The organism is Rhizobium sp. YTU87027 (assembly GCF_050644135.1).
Classification (GTDB): domain Bacteria; phylum Pseudomonadota; class Alphaproteobacteria; order Rhizobiales; family Rhizobiaceae; genus Rhizobium.
Map to the genome: position 1 here is coordinate 754,326 of NZ_CP098440.1, position 17,341 is coordinate 771,666.

General features: G+C 61.2%; 19 protein-coding genes. 14 read left to right on the plus strand and 5 right to left on the minus strand.

Going from position 1 to position 17,341, the window contains the following annotated elements; genetic code table 11:
- Nucleotides 1-14: 14 nt before the first annotated feature.
- On the minus strand, nt 15-2,123 hold the full coding sequence (locus NBG89_RS03740; protein WP_431321778.1) for a S9 family peptidase: 2,109 nt from the start codon (nt 2,121-2,123) through the stop codon (nt 15-17).
- 236 nt (nt 2,124-2,359) lie between these two features.
- On the opposite strand from NBG89_RS03740, the gene NBG89_RS03745 reads away from it, so the two are divergent.
- Both NBG89_RS03745 and NBG89_RS03750 read left to right on the plus strand, forming a co-directional pair.
- The gene (locus NBG89_RS03745) at nt 2,360-2,749 is read left to right on the plus strand and encodes a DUF930 domain-containing protein (protein WP_088692321.1); all 390 of its coding nucleotides are present in this window, start codon (nt 2,360-2,362) and stop codon (nt 2,747-2,749) included.
- A 168-nt stretch (nt 2,750-2,917) separates the two neighbouring features.
- Nucleotides 2,918-3,727 (plus strand): polysaccharide deacetylase family protein, encoded by an 810-nt coding sequence (locus NBG89_RS03750; RefSeq protein WP_431321779.1) that lies wholly within the window; start codon nt 2,918-2,920, stop codon nt 3,725-3,727.
- A gap of 1 nt (nt 3,728) precedes the next feature.
- On the opposite strand, the gene NBG89_RS03755 is transcribed toward NBG89_RS03750, so the two are convergent.
- From NBG89_RS03755 to NBG89_RS03765, 3 genes are all read right to left on the minus strand, one after another.
- Complete coding sequence (locus NBG89_RS03755; RefSeq protein WP_431321780.1) at nt 3,729-5,021, minus strand: NAD(P)/FAD-dependent oxidoreductase; 1,293 nt, start codon at nt 5,019-5,021, stop codon at nt 3,729-3,731.
- Between the two features lie 19 nt (nt 5,022-5,040).
- Nucleotides 5,041-6,210, minus strand: coding sequence for an AI-2E family transporter (locus NBG89_RS03760; RefSeq protein WP_431321781.1), 1,170 nt, complete (start codon nt 6,208-6,210; stop codon nt 5,041-5,043).
- A gap of 74 nt (nt 6,211-6,284) precedes the next feature.
- Nucleotides 6,285-7,145 carry a VOC family protein gene (locus NBG89_RS03765; protein ID WP_431321782.1) on the minus strand — a complete coding sequence of 287 codons (861 nt, stop codon included), beginning with the start codon at nt 7,143-7,145 and terminating at the stop codon, nt 6,285-6,287.
- Between the two features lie 291 nt (nt 7,146-7,436).
- On the opposite strand from NBG89_RS03765, the gene NBG89_RS03770 reads away from it, so the two are divergent.
- The 5 genes from NBG89_RS03770 (at nt 7,437) to NBG89_RS03790 (ending at nt 10,223) form a co-directional block, all read left to right on the plus strand.
- Nucleotides 7,437-7,853 (plus strand): universal stress protein, encoded by a 417-nt coding sequence (locus NBG89_RS03770; RefSeq protein ID WP_088692325.1) that lies wholly within the window; start codon nt 7,437-7,439, stop codon nt 7,851-7,853.
- 36 nt (nt 7,854-7,889) lie between these two features.
- The gene (locus tag NBG89_RS03775; protein WP_088692326.1) at nt 7,890-8,207 is read left to right on the plus strand and encodes a TraR/DksA family transcriptional regulator; all 318 of its coding nucleotides are present in this window, start codon (nt 7,890-7,892) and stop codon (nt 8,205-8,207) included.
- Nucleotides 8,208-8,392: 185 nt separating this feature from the next.
- Entirely contained in the window at nt 8,393-9,061 is a 669-nt protein-coding gene (trhA, locus tag NBG89_RS03780) for a PAQR family membrane homeostasis protein TrhA (RefSeq protein WP_431321783.1), read from the plus strand.
- A 158-nt stretch (nt 9,062-9,219) separates the two neighbouring features.
- Nucleotides 9,220-9,726, plus strand: a complete 507-nt coding sequence (locus NBG89_RS03785) for an N-acetyltransferase family protein (protein WP_431321784.1) — start codon at nt 9,220-9,222, stop codon at nt 9,724-9,726.
- Entirely contained in the window at nt 9,723-10,223 is a 501-nt protein-coding gene (locus NBG89_RS03790) for a hypothetical protein (protein WP_431321785.1), read from the plus strand. The genes NBG89_RS03785 and NBG89_RS03790 overlap by 4 nt, the downstream gene beginning before the upstream one ends.
- 20 nt (nt 10,224-10,243) lie before the next feature.
- Here the strand turns inward: NBG89_RS03790 and msrB are convergent, their stop codons facing one another.
- The gene (gene msrB / locus NBG89_RS03795) at nt 10,244-10,654 is read right to left on the minus strand and encodes a peptide-methionine (R)-S-oxide reductase MsrB (RefSeq protein ID WP_088692330.1); all 411 of its coding nucleotides are present in this window, start codon (nt 10,652-10,654) and stop codon (nt 10,244-10,246) included.
- 384 nt (nt 10,655-11,038) lie between these two features.
- Here msrB and NBG89_RS03800 point away from each other — a divergent pair, with 384 nt between their 5' ends.
- Genes NBG89_RS03800 through mnhG form a run of 7 tightly spaced genes read left to right on the plus strand, consistent with a single transcriptional unit; the run spans nt 11,039 to nt 16,940 of the window.
- Complete coding sequence (locus tag NBG89_RS03800; RefSeq protein ID WP_431321786.1) at nt 11,039-13,417, plus strand: putative monovalent cation/H+ antiporter subunit A; 2,379 nt, start codon at nt 11,039-11,041, stop codon at nt 13,415-13,417.
- On the plus strand, nt 13,414-13,833 hold the full coding sequence (locus tag NBG89_RS03805) for a Na+/H+ antiporter subunit B (RefSeq protein ID WP_431321787.1): 420 nt from the start codon (nt 13,414-13,416) through the stop codon (nt 13,831-13,833). The genes NBG89_RS03800 and NBG89_RS03805 overlap by 4 nt, the downstream gene beginning before the upstream one ends.
- Nucleotides 13,833-14,210: a Na+/H+ antiporter subunit C gene (locus NBG89_RS03810; protein WP_431321788.1), complete on the plus strand. Its 378-nt coding sequence runs from the start codon at nt 13,833-13,835 to the stop codon at nt 14,208-14,210. The genes NBG89_RS03805 and NBG89_RS03810 overlap by 1 nt, the downstream gene beginning before the upstream one ends.
- Nucleotides 14,211-15,767, plus strand: a complete 1,557-nt coding sequence (locus NBG89_RS03815; protein ID WP_431321789.1) for a Na+/H+ antiporter subunit D — start codon at nt 14,211-14,213, stop codon at nt 15,765-15,767.
- On the plus strand, nt 15,764-16,237 hold the full coding sequence (locus NBG89_RS03820; RefSeq protein WP_431321790.1) for a Na+/H+ antiporter subunit E: 474 nt from the start codon (nt 15,764-15,766) through the stop codon (nt 16,235-16,237). Before NBG89_RS03815 ends, NBG89_RS03820 begins: the two co-directional genes overlap by 4 nt.
- Entirely contained in the window at nt 16,234-16,611 is a 378-nt protein-coding gene (locus NBG89_RS03825; RefSeq protein ID WP_431321791.1) for a cation:proton antiporter, read from the plus strand. The genes NBG89_RS03820 and NBG89_RS03825 overlap by 4 nt, the downstream gene beginning before the upstream one ends.
- Entirely contained in the window at nt 16,608-16,940 is a 333-nt protein-coding gene (gene mnhG, locus NBG89_RS03830) for a monovalent cation/H(+) antiporter subunit G (protein WP_431321792.1), read from the plus strand. The genes NBG89_RS03825 and mnhG overlap by 4 nt, the downstream gene beginning before the upstream one ends.
- Nucleotides 16,941-17,341: the final 401 nt, after the last annotated feature.

A 17,341-nucleotide genomic window follows, 5' to 3' on the forward strand; every position in this document is an offset into this window, starting at 1 on the left:
GCTTCTCCCAGCCGTTACATCTTGCCCGCGACCTTGATCGCGAAGGCGTATTCGAAGGCGATCTCTTCCAGCCGCTGGAAGCGTCCCGATGCGCCGCCATGGCCGGCATCCATGTTGGTCTTCAAGAGGATCGGCGCCGAACCGATCGTCTTTTCGCGCAGCCGCGCCACCCATTTTGCGGGCTCCCAATAGGTGACGCGCGGATCGGTGAGGCCGCCGAGCGCCAGAATCGGCGGATAGGCCTTGGCGCCGACATTGTCGTAGGGCGAGTAGGCGGCGATCTGCTCGTACTCTTCCCTGCTCTCGATCGGGTTGCCCCACTCCGGCCATTCCGGCGGGGTCAGCGGCAGCGTATCGTCGAGCATGGTGTTGAGCACGTCGACGAAGGGAACGGCGGCGATCAGGCCGGCGAATTTTTCCGGCGCCATGTTGGCAACGGCGCCCATCAGCATGCCGCCGGCCGAGCCACCCTCGGCGATGATGTTGGAATAGGAGGTGAACTTCTCCTGATTCAGATAGTCAGCGGCGGCAATGAAGTCCTTGAAGGTGTTGGTCTTCTTTTCCATCTTGCCGTCTTCGTACCAGGCAAAGCCCTTGTCCTTGCCGCCGCGGATATGAGCGATGGCATAGACGAAGCCGCGATCAGCGAGCGACAGGCAGTTGGTGTTGAAGCCGGCCGGAATGGTGATGCCGTAGGCGCCGTAGCCGTAGAGCAGGCAGGGCGCCGAACCGTCGAGCTGTGTGTCCTTGCGATAGAGCAGGGTAACCGGCACCTGCTCGCCATCCCAGGCCGGGGCGAAGACGCGGCGGGTGACATAGTCGTCCGGATTGTGGCCGGAGGGCACTTCCTGGGTCTTCAGGAGCGTGCGCTCGCGCGTCACCATGTTGTAGTCGTAGAGCTGCGACGGCGTCGTCATCGAGGAATAGGAGAAGCGGATGACCTCGGTGTCGTATTCCGCGGCTCCCTGCAGCCCGAGCGAATAGGCCTCCTCGGCAAAGGCGATGGCGTGTTCCTCGCCGGTGCGCCGGTCGCGGATGATGATCTGTGGCAGGCCGTCCTTGCGCTCCAGCCAGAGCAGGTGGCGGGCAAAGGCCATGTGGCTGATGATCAGCGTCCCCGGCTTGTGCGGCACGACCTCGCGCCAGTTCGCCTTGCCCGGGTTTTCAACCGGCGCTTCCATGATCTTGAAATCCTTGGCGTCGCCGTCGTTCGTCAGGATGTAGAAGACGTCGCCGCCTTCCGTCATCGAGTATTCGATGCCTTCCTCGCGCTCGGCGACCAGCTTCGGCTCGACCGTCAGGTCCTTGGTGGAAAGCAGGCGGTATTCCGACGTCTCGTGATCGTGGATGTCGATGTAGATGAAGTCGTCGAGCAGCGAACCGCCGACGCCCATGAAGAAGCCCGCATCCTTTTCCTCGTAGACCAGCCGGTCTTTGGATTGAGGGGTGCCGAGAATGTGGTGGAGCACCTTCGAGGGGCGGTGGTTCTCGTCGAGCGCCGAATAGAAGAAGCTCTTGCCGTCGGGCGCCCAGATACCGCCACCGCCGGTGTTCTCGATCACGTCGGCCATGTCCTCGCCGGTCGCAAGATCGCGGACGCGGAGCGTATAGAACTCGGAGCCCTTGTCGTCATAGCCCCAGATGCCGCGGCTGTGGTCGGTCGAGTGGTCGAGACCGGCGAGCCTGAAATAGGCCTTGCCGGCGGCCTCCTTGTCGCCATCGAGCAGGACGCTGCGGATCGCCTCGTCCTTGACGTCGCCGTTGCGCGGAATGCGGAAGTAGCGCGGCTGTTCGCCGCCGGTGACGAAGAAGGTGCCGTATGCGTAATCGCCGTCCTTCATCGGCACGGAGCTGTCGTCTTCCTTGATGCGGCCGCGCATTTCGGCAAACAGCGTCCTCTGCAGCGCCTTGGTGTCTTCCATCGCCGCGTTCATGTAGACGTTTTCGGCTTCCAGGTGCTGGCGGATCGCGGGTTCGAGGATCGACGGATCCTTGAACATCGCCTGCCAGTTGTCGGCGCGCAGCCAGGCGTAGTCGTCGGTGCGCGTGATGCCGTGGCGCGTATCGGAGATCGGCTTCTTGGCGGCGACGGGCGGTTTCGGCAGGTTCGTGAAGACGGTCAAGGAAGGCTCCGGATACGTGGTGTCAGGTGGGCAAGAGATAGAGGCGCGGATGCCTTCGATCAAGCGCCGAACACAGGTCAGTGGCAAAACCGAAGGAATGCTCACGTTGCCTTGATGTCACCACATTGTTTAAGAAAGTCCGCTACGTCGCCCGGAATTTGCCCCTTGTACGACTGCGGAAACCTCGGTTCTCCACAGGCGATTCCGGAATGAGAATGCAAAGGAATCCCACCGTAATGCCAAAACGTCTCGTGTTGCTTCTGTCCGCATTTAGCCTTGCTTTTCCAGCCTTCGCAGTCGATCCCGCAATCAAGAAGCAACTCGAAAAGCTCGATCCCGCGACCCGTCTCGAACAGAGTTGCGACACAGAGGCCATGAGCCGAATCAACAAGGACGAGACCGGTTACAAACCCGATAAGGTGATTGCCTATACGTTCAAGGATCCGGTCCCCAGCGACGATAAGCTGGAGGCGCCTGGCGCGGTCTTCCGCAGCAAGGGCGATTGGTATCACCTCTCCTATACCTGCATCACCGGTCCGCAGCACATGAACGTCCGCGATCTGCAGTACACGATCGGCGAGAAGGTCCCTCGCGAGAAGTGGGAAAAGTATTATCTCTATGACTGATTGCGTGGCGGAGAGGCCTTCTCCTGCTTTGCCTTTGTGAAGCCTTAGTCCTCAGGCATCAGCTCTTTCGTTGATGCTGGCGCGAATCGCAAGCGGCATCAGACCACATGGCGCCGGCGCGCTGCGTGCATTATGCAGTGCTTGAACCATGAACGGCTTCGCTTTGGCATGAATCGTCTTTTCCTTGTTTCGGCGCTGGTGATCGCCTCCGTCTCGGCCGCCGCTGCTGCCGCCCTTCCCGTGCAGGACGAGACCATCGTCGCTGCACCGCCGAATGTCGTGCAGGCGCCTAAGGCGGTCGGGCCGAAGCTGGTGGAGCCGCGGCTGCGCATTGGCGCGTCGGGCATCAAGGGTCACGCACGCGTGGCGCTGACGTTTGACGCCTGCATGGGCCAAGCCGACGACCGCATCCTCTCGGTGCTGGTCCACGAGCGGATCCCCGCGACCATTTTCGTCACCGCGCGCTGGCTGAAGCACAATCCGCAGGCATTGCAGGTCCTCCTTCAGAATCCCGATCTGTTCGAAATCGAGAATCACGGGCAGAACCACATTCCAGCCGTCGACAAGCCGGCCTCGATTTACGGCATTGCGGCAGCCGGCTCGCCGGAGGCCGTGCGCCAGGAAGTGCAGGGTGGCGCCGATGCTATGGTTGCGGCCGGCATTGCCCCGCCGCATTGGTTCCGCGGCTCGACGGCCAAATATGACCGCTCCTCGATCTTGCAGATCCGTGAAATGGGATACCGCATCGCCGGTTATTCGGTGAATGGCGACGGCGGCTCGCTGCTCGGCGCTGGTGTCACAGAAAAGCGGATTGCAGCCGCCAAGGACGGCGACGTGGTGATCTCCCACATCAATCAGCCGACCCATGCGGCCGGCGAGGGCGTCGCCAAAGCGATCCTCGACCTGAAGGCCAAGGGCGTCGAATTCGTCCGCCTGCAGGATGTCGACGACATGGGCGACGACCAGACGACGCAGTGAGTTAGCTAAGGGCGACCTCCCGGCGGTCCTCGCCGATGCTCGGACGCTCAACGAACGCCGGCGCATCGCGATCGAGGGCGAAATCGTCAAACCAGTCGCGGTATCCCCCACCGATCATTGCGCCGATAACCTGTGTCGCAAGATAAGAGAAGGTGATGCCGTTGCCGCCGTAGCCGTAGGCGGCATAGACCTGCGGCATCGAGGGAACCGGGCCAATCAGCGGCAGTCCGTCCGACGTTTCGCCGAAGGTGCCGCACCATGCTGTCGCGACGCGGGTGTCGGCCCTCGACCAGAGCCGCTTCGTCTTCTCCCGGATTGCCATGATCTTCTCGGCAAGCTTGGCGTCGCGGGCAGCAGGATCAATAGTGTCGTCATCCTCGCCGCCGGCGATAATCCGCCCGTCCGGCGTCGTGCGCATGTAGAGATAGGGGTGGCTGTCTTCCCAGATCAGCACCTGATCGCGCCAGAGCACTGCAGGATCCTGTGGGATCGTTGCCAGTGCCCAGCTCGATGTCGTCCGATGCAGTTTCGGCATCTCGATCCCTGGCATGACATAGCCGGTGGCAAGCACCGCGGTTTTCGCCTCGATGACGAACGAGCCGTCGGTCTCCGCCGTTACATGTCCGCCTTCGCTGTGAAGCTTGGTTACCGAAGCGCCAATGAGATATGCACCCTGCTTCACGGCAATCTCCAGCAGCCCCCAGGTCAGGAGCAGCGGATCTGCCTCCGCAGAGCCGCGGGAGAGGATGCCCGCGTCGCGGTCCAATTCGAACTCGGTAAAGAGATCGCAATGCTCCAGATACCGGCTCGGCAGACCGGCCCGGCGACGACGCTCGACCTCTCTCAGAAGATCACCCGCGCCCTCCTGGTTGCTGGTCAGGAACAGCGATTGCCGTGGCAGCAGATTGCAGGCGATGCGGTTGGCGACGATCAGCTTGGAGAGGCCTGCGACCGAGGCGGCGCTTCGCCTGTAGATGCCGACGGCGCGCTCAAAGCCATAGAAGTGCTCGAGTTCGCCGAGCGTCCGGTCGGTTTCCCATTGCAGCATGGCTGTGCTCGCCGTAGTGCTGCCGAGGCCGGGTGTCTCGCGGTCGATGACGACCACCGAAAGGCCGCGTTCGGAAAGGTATTGGCCCATCAGCGCGCCGGTAATCCCGCCGCCGATGATCATCGCGTCGACCTTGAGATTATCCTGAAGTGGCTGGTAGGCGGGTTTCGTGCCGGCACGGCTCCACGGGGGGGTGCCGCTCTTCAGCCGGTTCTGGCTGGACTCTGCAAGATCGATTTCTGCCATCTGACGCGTCTTACCTCAATTATTTCGGCAATTGCGGTTGCAGTCTCTCTTCGACGAAAAGTTCATCGATGATGGTCATGACAATCAGTGATAGCGGCAAAGCCAGCATAGCACCAACCGCGCCCCACATCCAAGTCCAGAACAGAATTGCCAGAAACACCACGAATGGATTGATTTCCAAGCGCTTTCCCATCACGGCGGGGAAGGCCAGATTTTCCATGACGAGATGGACGATGAAGAAGGCCGCGGCTGGCGCGAGCCCCACCACGAGGCCATCATGGGTGAGGATGCCTGCGATGGCGACGGCCAGCGTCATGGAGGCAATGCCGAGATAGGGGATGAAGCTCGAAAGAAAGGCAAAGAAGCCCCAGAGCACCGGCGCTGAAAGACCGCCGAGATAGGCAATCACCATCATGATGACGCCGAGGCACGCATAGATCAGCGAAGCCGTGGCAAAGTAGAAGCCGAGGACCTGTTCGACGCCGTTGATCACCCGGATGGCGGCAAGCCGCTGTGAGCGAGTCCGGAAGACCATGATGATCGATTTGCGCAGGTTGACACGTCCGGCAAGGAAGAGCAGCAGCGCGGCGAAGAAAATCAACGCCTGGACAAGGGCGGGGGTAAGGTTGGCACCGATGAGATGCAGCACGTTGCCGGTGTTTTCCAGGAGCTTTTCGCTCGACATCGGCCCACCCTGGAAGGTCTGGGGCGTAATGTGCAGCCACCTGATCCGCTCGAGATAGGGCATCAGTCGGTTGAAAGTCTTCTCCACAAAAGCCGGACCCTCATTGGCGAGGGTCGCCAGCGGTCCGGCAAGCGAATTGGCGACGAGAATGATCACCAGCGCGACGCCGGTCGACAGGATGACGGCGTTGGTGATGCGTGGCACGCCGAGTCTGCTGAGTTTTTCCGCCAGCAGCCCAAGAATCATGCCGACGACGACAGCAAGCGTCACCGGGACCAGAATGAGCGACATCATGTAGATGGCCGAAAGAGCCAGTACAGCAAAGATACCGATAACCGCCCAGGCCATCGTAATGTCCAGCCCGTCCTTTTCGACGCGGCGTGTCGGCGCCTGCGGCATCTCCTCCGCGTCTTGGCTCAGTTTTTCGGCCCAGGCGCTCACAGGGCGGCGCTCGCCCATCGTGATCTTGCTGGTCTGCTTGCGGATGCCGTTGGCAAATCCCATCGTTACAAGGTCCCCCGGAAGCCCAGATGCTTCGCGACGGAAACGCGTGGAAACCCCTTGAGGTTCCTGAGGGGTCAGGCAGCGAGTGTCAGGCCGATGCCCCAGGGGTCGTGCAGGAAGAAGCCACCATTGCGCTTTTCGTTCTTGATCTCGAGTTCGTCGAGCTTGGCCACGGCTTTGTCGAGCGAAGCCTTGTCGTTGAAGCGAAGCGTATAGTCCGAGAGGCCGGTCATGCCGTCCGCGCGGGTTCCGGCGCCCCGGCTGTTCCAGACGTTGGCGGCGACATGATGATGGTAGCCGCCGGTCGCGAAGAAGCTGGCGCCGGGACGCTGCGCCATCAGCTTCAGACCGAGCACATCGCGGTAGAAGGTGTCGGCCTCCGGGATATTGCCGACCTGCAGGTGGATGTGGCCGATGGCTGTGCCGTCGGCCATGCCGTTCCAGGCGTCGTCCGGCGCGCTGTTGTAGAGCGACTGGAGATCGAGCCGAAGCGTCGCCATTTCCACTTGGCCGTCTTGATGGAATTTCCATTGCTCATGCGGACGGTCGGCATAGATCTCGATACCGTTGCCTTCCGGATCGGAGAGATAGATGGCCTCGCTGACGAGGTGATCGGATGCGCCGTCCAGCACGACGTTGTTGTGTGCGGCGTGGCGCAGCCAACGGGCAAGCTCGGTGCGGCTGGGCATCAAAAAGGCCGTATGGAAAAGACCGGCGGCATTGCGCGGCGCGATACGGACATCCTTGCCCGTCGTCAGCGTCAGAAGCGGCGTGCCGTCCACACCGAGAACTTCGCCGCTGGCGCTATTCTCGATGACCTCAAGGCCAAGCATGGATTGATAGAAACTGGAAACCAGCGGCAGGTCGGTGACGACGAGATGCGACTGGTCGACATAGGCAGGTCGCGTCAGAGCGTAGGAAGTTTCAGTGGTCATGCGTCTTTCTCCTGCCTTGGATGAGAGAGGCGTACCGGCGGTGGCGGCGAAAGCGCCGCCCGTAGCGATACCAAGGAATTTGCGCCGGTTCATGTGCCTCAGAGATCCTTGGTTGCTGTACTTGATCCCTATATGGCGGATTTCGATTGTTCACATAAGCCCAGTTTTTGGCGATTCAGCGTTCGACAATCATTGACGACAATCGGTGCCGATCTTGATCTTGATCAAAGCGCCTTATTTATCTCCTGAGAGGATGTGGGCAGTTCGAAACGGCACCGCTGGAGGGCTTGAATGTATAAGAAAATCATCGTTCCAATCGAAATTGGCGCGTTGGACCGCGGCGAGAGGGCGTTCCGCAAGGCATCCACGCTCCTTGATACGGGAGGCGAGATCGTCCTGCTCAACGTTGTCGAGGACGTGCCCACCTATGTCGCGATCGATCTGCCTGCCGAATTGATCCAGAACGCCATCGATGATGCCGAGCAAAAGCTCGGCATGCTGATCCGAACCAGCGGCATACCGGCAATGATCGAGATCGGTCACGGCCGCCCGGCCCACAGCATCCTCGCCGCCGCGGAAGCGCATGGTGCGGATCTCATCATCGTCGCTTCACATACCCCCGACTTCAGCAACTACTTCATCGGCGCCACCGCCGACCGTGTCGTCAGGCATGCCAAATGCTCGGTGCTGGTCGATAGGCAGCGCTAAGAAGAAAAACGGCAAAGAACCGATGGAGGAACATCCATGACCGACATGCAGACCTATGAGAAGATCCTGCGCGATCGCCAGCGCGAGCTTGAATCGCGGTTGAACCGCATCGACGTCGATCTCGGGCGCACCAAGGAGCAGGACAGCGACGATCGCGCGACCGAGAGCGAAAACGACGAAGTGCTCGAGGGGCTTGGTCAGGCCGGTCAGGAAGAGCTGCGGGCCATCGGTGCTGCCCTCGACCGGATCGCAAAGGGCACCTATGGCACCTGCGTTCGCTGCGGCCTGCCGATCTCCAAGGAGCGCCTTGGCGCTGTTCCCTATGCGCCGCTTTGCGAGGATTGCATGGGCTGATTTGTCTGTCGTGCTATCAGGGGTGGCCGCTTTCACGGTTACCCTTTTTCTTTGCGCCCGTATATCTCCAAGCGCAAGAATCGGTGTCCAAAGCTCACGAAGATTTAATGGTTCGCCATCTCTGTTGTGTTGCCTGCACACCGTTTCGGTGCGACGATCGGGTGGAAAGGTGAGGGGTTCCCAGCATGGCAGAGTTCAACGGTATTCGCTGGGCTTACGACAAATATGAACTGATCGCCGACGGCGTCGTCCATGGCGTGGGCTTGGCGTTTGCGCTCATCGGTGCGACCGTCCTGATCTTTTACGCCACGCTCTGGAGCTCCTATGGCGAACTCGCCGCCGCTTGGATCTACAGCATTGGCCTGGTGCTGACGATCGGCATCTCCTTCTCCTATAACGCCTGGCCGGTTTCGCGGACGAAGTGGTTCCTTCGCCGTCTCGATCACTCCTCGATCTTCATCCTGATCGCCGCGACCTATACGCCCTTCCTCGAGCGCGGTGCCGACAACCCGCTGCTGTTAGGCATGCTGATCGGCATATGGGCGATCGCAGCGCTCGGCATCCTCCTGAAATGTGCGTTTCCCGGCCGCTATGACAAGCTTGCCATCCTTCTCTATCTCGGGATGGGTTGGAGCGGCATCCTGGTTGCCGGGCCGGTGGCGGAACGTATCCCCTATGTTTCGATGCTCCTGATCCTCGTCGGCGGTGTCATCTATTCTCTCGGCGTCATCTTTCACGTGTGGGAGAAGCTGCGCTTCCAGAACGCCATCTGGCACGGCTTCGTGGTGGCCGCGGCGGCCGTGCACTATTCGGCAGTACTCACTTGCTTCAGCATGGCAAACGCTGGGCTCTGATCGTTGCGTTCAGACGCGGCCGCCAATTGCTATGTCCAATGCGGCGTGATGCCGCCACCTTGGCGCGGACCGTCGCTCTGCGCTCGATCTAGCTGGTTTACAACGCTGAATGCCGGGCGTATGCCGCTTGCCGGAACCGAACTGAAACTGGACCTGAAATGACCGACGCCGTTCTCGTGCGCGATGCCACCGAAGCCGATCTGCCGGCGATCCGCGATATCTACAATGACGCTGTCGAGCACACGACTGCGATCTGGAACGACACGCTGGTCGATCTCGACAACCGTATCGAATGGTTCAAGGCGAGGAAGACGAAGGGCTTCCCGGTCATCGTTGCGGAGAAGGATGGCAAGGTCGCGGGATATGCCTCCTATGGCGACTGGCGGGCCTTCGATGGCTACCGCCATACGGTCGAACACTCGGTCTACGTCGACAAGGATTGCCGCGGCGCGGGCATCGGTGAATTGCTGATGCGGGCGTTGATCGAGCGCGCCGCCGACGCCAACATCCATGTGATGATCGCCGGCATCGAGGCCGCGAACACGGCCTCCATCAACCTGCACGAAAAGCTTGGTTTCCGTATTACCGGAACCTTCCTGGAAGTCGGTACCAAGTTCGGCCGTTGGCTGGATCTGACCTGCATGGAGCTTAGGGTCACGAAGTGAGCCTCATCATCCTCACCGGCGCTTCTGGATCAGGCAAGACGGCGATTGCCAAGGCGGTTGCCGCTCGGTTCGCAGGTAAGATCGACGTCTACCATTTCGATGACATCGGCGTTCCCCCCCTCTCAAGGATGGCGGCGGACTACGGCTCGCCGGCTGGTTGGCAGCGGGCCATGACCTTCAAGTGGTTTGAGAGCCTCGCGCAGGCGCAGCACTCAGGCCGCAATCAGCTGCTCGAAGGCCAGATGCGCCTTGCATTTCTGGAAGAAGCGGCAGCGGCAACAGGCATTGCCTATCTGCCGCTGCTGGCCGATTGCGATGACGAAACACGAACGCATCGCCTGGCGATCGAGCGCCGGCAGCCCGAGCTTGCCAACGCCGAAATGATGATCTGGGCATCCTTCCTCCGCCGCGAGGCAGTGGCGAAGAAGTGCGCGATACTGGACACGTCCCGCTTGTCATTGGATGAAAGCGTCCGCGCGGTCGTCGAACGCTTCTGACCGGCTTTCGGGCTGAAGCGTTATTGCTCCGGCTCGAATACCATCGCGTGGCCGTTGATGCAGTAGCGCAGGCCGGTCGGCGGCGGGCCGTCGGGAAAGACATGGCCGAGATGCGCATCGCAGGTGCCGCAGCGAATTTCCGTGCGGACCATGCCGTAGGTCGTATCGCGGTGTTCGGTCACCGCGTCGGGCGAGACTGCTTCGAAGTAGCTCGGCCATCCGCAACCGGCATCAAACTTCGTATCCGAGCGGAACAGCGGCGAGTTGCAGCCAACGCAGCGATAGAGCCCGGTTTCGAACGAATCCCAATAGGGTCCTGTGAAGGCACGCTCGGTGCCATGCTGCCGGGTGATCCGGTATTGCTCGGGCGTCAGCTGTTCCTTCCATTCCGCGTCGGTCTTGTGAACTTTGGCGATTGTCGTATCGGCCATGGCTTGTTCCTTTCGCGCCGGGAGTACGGCTCTGATTTTCGACAGCAATGTGGTGCGGAACGCCGCATGGATCAAGGGACGCCGAGCTCGTCAAGGCAGCATCCCGGTCCGGCGAAAACTGCGATCTCGTTGATGCTTCGTCGAGAATGTTGGTCGCTGCGGAGGCCTAAAGCGCCCTGGACCGCCTCGGTTGATATCGCTTCAACGAACGTCTCGAAGCCGCAAGCAGTCTGCGGACCCGAAACGATCGTTCCCTGTGATTATCTGCCGCTGGCGGTTGCTCTCGGTCGAACAAGACTTGTGACAGCGCGCCTGTTCTCGTACACCTGACAGGACTTCCGGCTTTGGCCGGCTCCACGAAGCGTCGCCAGCAGCGGAGGGCACATGGCCGGTGTCACGGCTTTGACATTTGCGGCCTTGTGCCTGCCACTTCTTGGCGCCGTTCTCGCTCCCTTTCTCGTTCGCGTCTTTGGTGCAAACGCCGCCTGGCCGCTGGCGCTCGCGCCGCTGCTGGCCTTTGCGCACTTCGCCAGCCTGCTGCCCGCGATATCAGGCGGCGAGGTGATTACCGGTGGCTATGCCTGGGTGCCGAGCTTCGACCTCCGTTTTTCCTGGCTGCTCGACGGTCTTTCAGTGACCTTCGCGCTGCTGATTACCGGGATCGGCACGCTGATTGTCCTCTACGCCGGCGGATACCTCAAAGGCCATCCGGATCAGGGGCGCTTCTTCTCGTTCATCTTCCTGTTCATGGGCGCCATGCTCGGCCTCGTCGTCTCGGACAGTCTGCTGATGCTCTTCATCTTCTGGGAACTGACGTCGATCACGTCCTTCCTGCTGATCGGGTTTGATCATGAGCGCGAGGCTGCCCGCCGCGCCGCCCTGCAGGCGCTCGTCGTCACCGGCGGCGGCGGCCTCCTGCTGCTGGCGGGCCTGCTCCTGATCTGGAGCACGACAAACGCGACCGACCTGTCGACGTTGCTGCAATCGGGTGATCTGCTGCGCGCCAATCCATATTATCTGGCAATCCTGATCCTCGTTCTCGGCGGCGCGTTCACCAAGTCGGCGCAGTTTCCGTTTCACTTCTGGCTGCCGAACGCGATGGAGGCGCCGACGCCGGTCTCCGCCTACCTGCACTCCGCAACGATGGTGAAGGCGGGCGTCTATCTCCTGATGCGGCTCAATCCGGTGATGGGCGGGACATCAGCCTGGGCGATCTTGCTGCCGCTCTTTGGTGGCGTGACGCTGATCGTCGGCACACTGCTTGCGGTCCGCCAGACTGATCTCAAGCTCAAGCTTGCCTATACGACGGTCTCGTCGCTTGGCCTTCTGGTGTTGCTGACGGGCTTCGACGCGCGCTACGCCATCGAGGCAGCGGCGCTCTACCTCATGGCGCATTCGCTCTTCAAGGGCGCGCTGTTTATGGTCGCCGGCATCATCGACCATGAGACCGGCACGCGCGACATTACCAGACTGCGCGGCCTGAGGTCGGCGATGCCGCTGACCTTTGCGGCCGGACTCGCCGCGGCGATTTCCATGGGCGGTCTGCCGCCGTTCTTCGGCTTCCTCGCCAAGGAAGAGATCTATGCCGCGCTGGCACATGCGGACCCGCGATCGATCGTTTTTACGCTGGTTGCAGTGGTCGGCAATGCGCTGATGTTCGCGGTCGGATTCGCGGTGGCGTTGAAGCCGTTTCTCGGGCCGGTCCTGAAAACGCCAAAGCACCCGCATGAGGCACCGCCCTTGCTGTGGATTGGTCCCGTGGTCCTGGCACTACTGGGCCTGATCGGTGCGGTTTTCTCTGCAACCGCGCACCTCTTCATCTCGTCTCCCGCGGCGTCCGCTGTCCGTGGATCGTCGAGCGTGATCGAGATTTCATTGGTCCCGCACGTTGGCGTGCCACTGCTTCTTTCTGCTCTTACGATCGCGCTCGGCATTCTTGTCTATTGGCGGATAGATCAAGAGCGCCTGACCATCGCGGCGGTGCTGCGAAGGCTCGGACCCGGACCGGATCGTGGGTTCGACTACCTTATCACCGGCCTCATCAGACTGTCGGTCCGCGTGACGCGTTTCGTCCAGCCGGGACGACTTGAACTCTACATCACCTGCACCTTCCTCTGCGTCGCAGCCACCCTGCTTGTTCCGCTCTGGCTCTTTGGCGAAATGCCGGCGCTGCCCGTCTCGCCGCGAGAGGTCCAGATCCACGAATGGGCGATCTTCCTGCTCGCCGTCCTTGGCCTGCTCAGCGTTGTCATCGCGCGCGACCGGCTGACGGCGATCGTCTCGCTCGGCATCCAGGGCTTCTCTGTCGCCATCATATTCCTCCTGTTCGGTGCGCCCGACCTTTCCTTCACGCAGTTCGTGGTCGAGACCCTGACGGTCGTCATCCTTGCGCTGGTCATGACCCGCCTTCAATTGTCGCCGGCCGATCGGCGGCCGCTTGGTCAGAAGATATTGGATGGCTGCATCGCTTTCGCCTGCGGCAGCGGCTTTGCGCTTCTTCTGATGAAAGCCACTCAGGCACCCTTCAACAACGCGCTGACGGAGTTCTTCAACACTTACTCGAGGACCATCGCGCACGGCGCCAACGTCGTGAACGTCATCATCGTCGATTTCCGTGGCACCGACACGCTGGGCGAGATCGCGGTCGTTGCCATCACCGGCCTTGCGATCCTCGCCCTCATTCGCATCCGCGCGCAGACCGAGCGCAAGCTTGCGGAAAACGATCCTGATGCGCCTGAGGATCTGGGAGTCGAGCGCCCATGAACACGCTGATTTTCCGCACGATCGCCCCGGTGCTGACGGCTCTGATGCTGCTGTTTTCCGTCTTCGTCCTCCTGCGTGGCCACAACGAGCCGGGCGGCGGCTTCATCGGCGGGTTGATTGCGGCGTCGGCGCTGGCGATCTTCGGCATTGCCCGCGGCGTCGGAGCCGTGCGCCGGGCCATCGTCTTCCATCCGCTGTCGATATCGGGCGCCGGGCTGTTGATGTCCTGCTCCGCCGGCCTGCTGTCGATCGTGTTTGGGGTGCCGTTCATGACCGGGCTGTGGGTCTATCCTGAGATCGCAGGCGTCGAGGTGCCGCTGTCGACCGTCATGCTGTTTGATATCGGGGTCTACCTGGTGGTTGTCGGCGCCATCACGTCGATCGCGCTGGCGCTTGAGGAAAGGGAGGTCGAGTGATGGAGCCGCTGTTTGCCATCCTCGTCGGCCTGTTCTTCGCCGCCGCGATCTATCTGATGCTGTCGAAATTCTCGATCCGGATCATGCTCGGCATCGCCGTCTTAGGCAACGCGGTGAATCTGTTGCTATTTACGGCAGGGCGGCTGACGCGCGAGGTGCCGCCGATCATCCCTGCAAACCTCGATACGCTCCCCGACGGCGCCGCCAATCCGCTGCCGCAGGCGCTGATCCTGACGGCGATCGTCATCTCGTTTTCCTTCCTCGCTTTCCTGCTGGTGCTGACCTATCGCGCCTATCAGGACATCGGCACCGACAACACGGACAAGATGCGTGTCGCCGAGCCCGTCGATCCGCCGCTGCCACCGATGGGGTACTAGATGGCGGCCCCGACGAACACGATCGCCGATCTCTCGGCTGCGATGGTCACAGCGCCCGTGCCTCTTTCAAACTGGCTCGTCATCGCACCTGTCGCGCTCTGCATTACGCTCGGCGCCGTGCTGCTGATGATGCGCAACTCGATGCGGCTGCAGGCGCGGGTCGCCATTCCGGGCCTTGCCGTTCTGGTCCTGCTGGATGCCGCGCTGCTGGCAAAGGTCGTCGCGCATGGTCCGCTGACCATGGTGATGGGGCGCTGGCTTCCGCCCTTCGGTATCGCCTTCACCGTCGATCTCTTCGGCGCGCTGATGGCCTTGACCGCCGCCATCGCGGCGCTCGCAGGCGGGCTCTATGCGCTGAAGGACGTCACCGAAAGCGGCCGGCGATACGGTTTCTTCCCCTTCCTGCTGCTTCTGATGGCAGGTGTCTCGGGGGCGTTCCTGACGGGCGACGTTTTCAATCTCTATGTCTGGTTCGAGGTGCTTCTCATCTCGTCCTTCGGCATGCTGATCCTGGGCTCGGAGCGCGGGCAGATCGACGGGGCCATGAAATATGCGGTGCTGAACCTGATCGGCACGACGCTGTTCCTGATCTCGGTCGGCATCGTCTACGCGGTCTTCGGCACGCTCAACATGGCCGACATCGCGGGCAAGGTGGAAAGTGTGCGCGACACCGCGCCGCTGATGACGCTCTCGGCGCTCGTGCTGCTGGCTTTTGCGATGAAGGCCGCGGCCTTTCCCGTCAATTTCTGGCTTCCGGCCTCCTATCATACGCCGCGCATCGTCGTGTCGGCGCTGTTTGCCGGTCTACTGACCAAGGTCGGCGTCTACGCCCTGATCCGCATCATGGTCATGCTGCTGCCGGTCGAGCGTGAGCAATTGAGCCTGCTGATCGCGGCAACCGGGGCAGCGACCATCATCATCGGCGCGCTTGGGGCGCTGGCGCAGGACGATATCCGCAAACTGCTCGGCTATGTCGTGATCTCGGGCATTGGCAACATGCTGGTCGGCATTGCGCTCGGCACGCCGGGCGGCTTGTCCGGCGCGATCTTTTACGCGCTGCATTCGATGGTGCTGCTGACGGCGCTCTATCTTCTGGCCGGACAGGCGGCTGCCCTTGCTGGCGGCTTCTCGCTGGCAGGGCTCGGTGGCCTTTATCGCAAGAGCAGCGGCTTTGCTGCGCTCTCTTTCATCCTCTTCGTGGCCGCCTGCGGACTGCCGCCTTTTTCCGGCTTCTGGCCGAAGGTGATTTTGGTCAGGGCGTCGATCGACGTCGGCGCCTGGTGGCTAGCCGCGGCGATCCTGATCGGCGGTTTCCTGCTGACGGTGGTCTTCGGGCGCGTCTTCCTGCTCGCCTATTGGCGGCCGGCGGCGACACCGCAGGCGGCAGCCTCCATCGGCTGGCAGGCGGGATTGCCGCTCGCCATCCTGACGGCTCTCGTCGTCGCGTTCGGCATACTGCCCGAACAGTTGCTTGACATGGCGCAGGTAGCAGCGAACGGTCTCATCGATCCGACGCCCTATCTGCAATCGGTCTTTCCGGGTGGAGGGATGCCATGATTGCCCTCCTGCTGAACGTCCTGCTAGCCGTCGCCTGGGCTACCGTCACCGGCAGCGCATCGCCGCACAACCTCCTCTTCGGCTTTGCGATCGGCGCCTTGTGCTTGTCCGTTGTTCGCGAACCCTATGGCAGCCGGGGGTATCTTCGCCGGTCTTGGGCGATCGTGCAGCTTGCACTTCTATTCCTGAAGGAATTGGCGATCTCGGGCTGGAAGGTCGCCGTCACGGTGCTGACGCCCAATATGCGGCTGCAGCCCGGCATTTTCGCCTTTCCGCTGACTGTCGACCGCGATTTCGAGATCACCCTTCTTGCCAACATGATCACCCTGACGCCGGGCACGCTGTCGGTCGATGTTTCCGACGATCGCATGACGCTTTATGTGCACGCGCTGGATTGCTCCGATCCCGAGGCGACCAAACGCAATATCGCCAACGGTTTCGAGCGCCGGATCATGGAGGCCTTCCGATGATCGAACCGCTCGCGATCATTTCCACGGCCGCCGCGGTTGCTCTGGTGATCCTTGGCGTTGCCTTCCTTCTGGCCGGCTGGCGGGTCCTCGCCGGGCCGACGCTGCCCGACAGGATACTGGCGCTCGATACGCTCTCGGGCACGGCGATCGGTTTCATTGCCGTGCTGGCGGTCAAAACGGGCTTCAGCCTCTACATCGATATTGCCATTTCGCTGGGCTTGGTCGGCTTTCTGGCGACTGTCGCCTTCGCGCGCTTTGTCATGTCGCGCGCGACTGTCGCGGAACGGCACAGCGAAAATGCGGGGGGTGCCTCGAAAAAGCCCAAAGTGGCGGCCAAACGCAGCGGCAAGAAAGACAGGAAGGGCAAGAAATGATGGACTACGCGGCAGCGCTCCTCGTCGCTTTCCTTCTACTTGCCGGTTCGGTGTTTGCGCTTGTCGCCGCTCTTGGCGTCGTGCGGTTGCCGGATCTCTATACGCGCATGCATGCCGCGTCCAAGGCGGGCACAGTGGGCTCGGGCATGCTGCTCTTTGCCGCTGGAATCGCATCGGGCGAGGTCGCGACCTTTGCGCGAGCGCTTGCTGGCTTCGTCTTCTTCCTGTTGACGGCGCCGGTCGCGGCGCACCTCCTTGCCAAGGCCGCGCATCAGACAGGATACCGCCTCGGCCCTCAATCCGTGCGCGATGACCTTGCCAAAAGATGAGAGCGCTTCCGATTCAGTATTTTAAGTTGATTTTTGCACCCACTTGCAGATTTCTTAATGGTTAATGTTTGGGTTCTCGATGAACAATTCTTGCGAAGGTGCATTTTTCGGTAGATATATATGAAATAATAATTGGCGTTTTCGCAAAACGGTGATATTTGATGGTCTAAGTAGAGTTCTGATATTGAATTAGAATCACGTTGCTTATTTCCTCCTTGGCTTTGAATTTCAGTGTTTAATTGAGGAAGTGGGCTGCGTGATAGCGTACTAATTCGAAATCAGGCAGTATAAGAACGGGTTTCGGCCTCAGGAATCTAGGGGTGGATTTCAGTTTTTCGAAACAGGTAGCCGTAGCCTGGGTTTTTTGCTGTTGCTCTACGATGACGGTCTTGTCTTAAGGG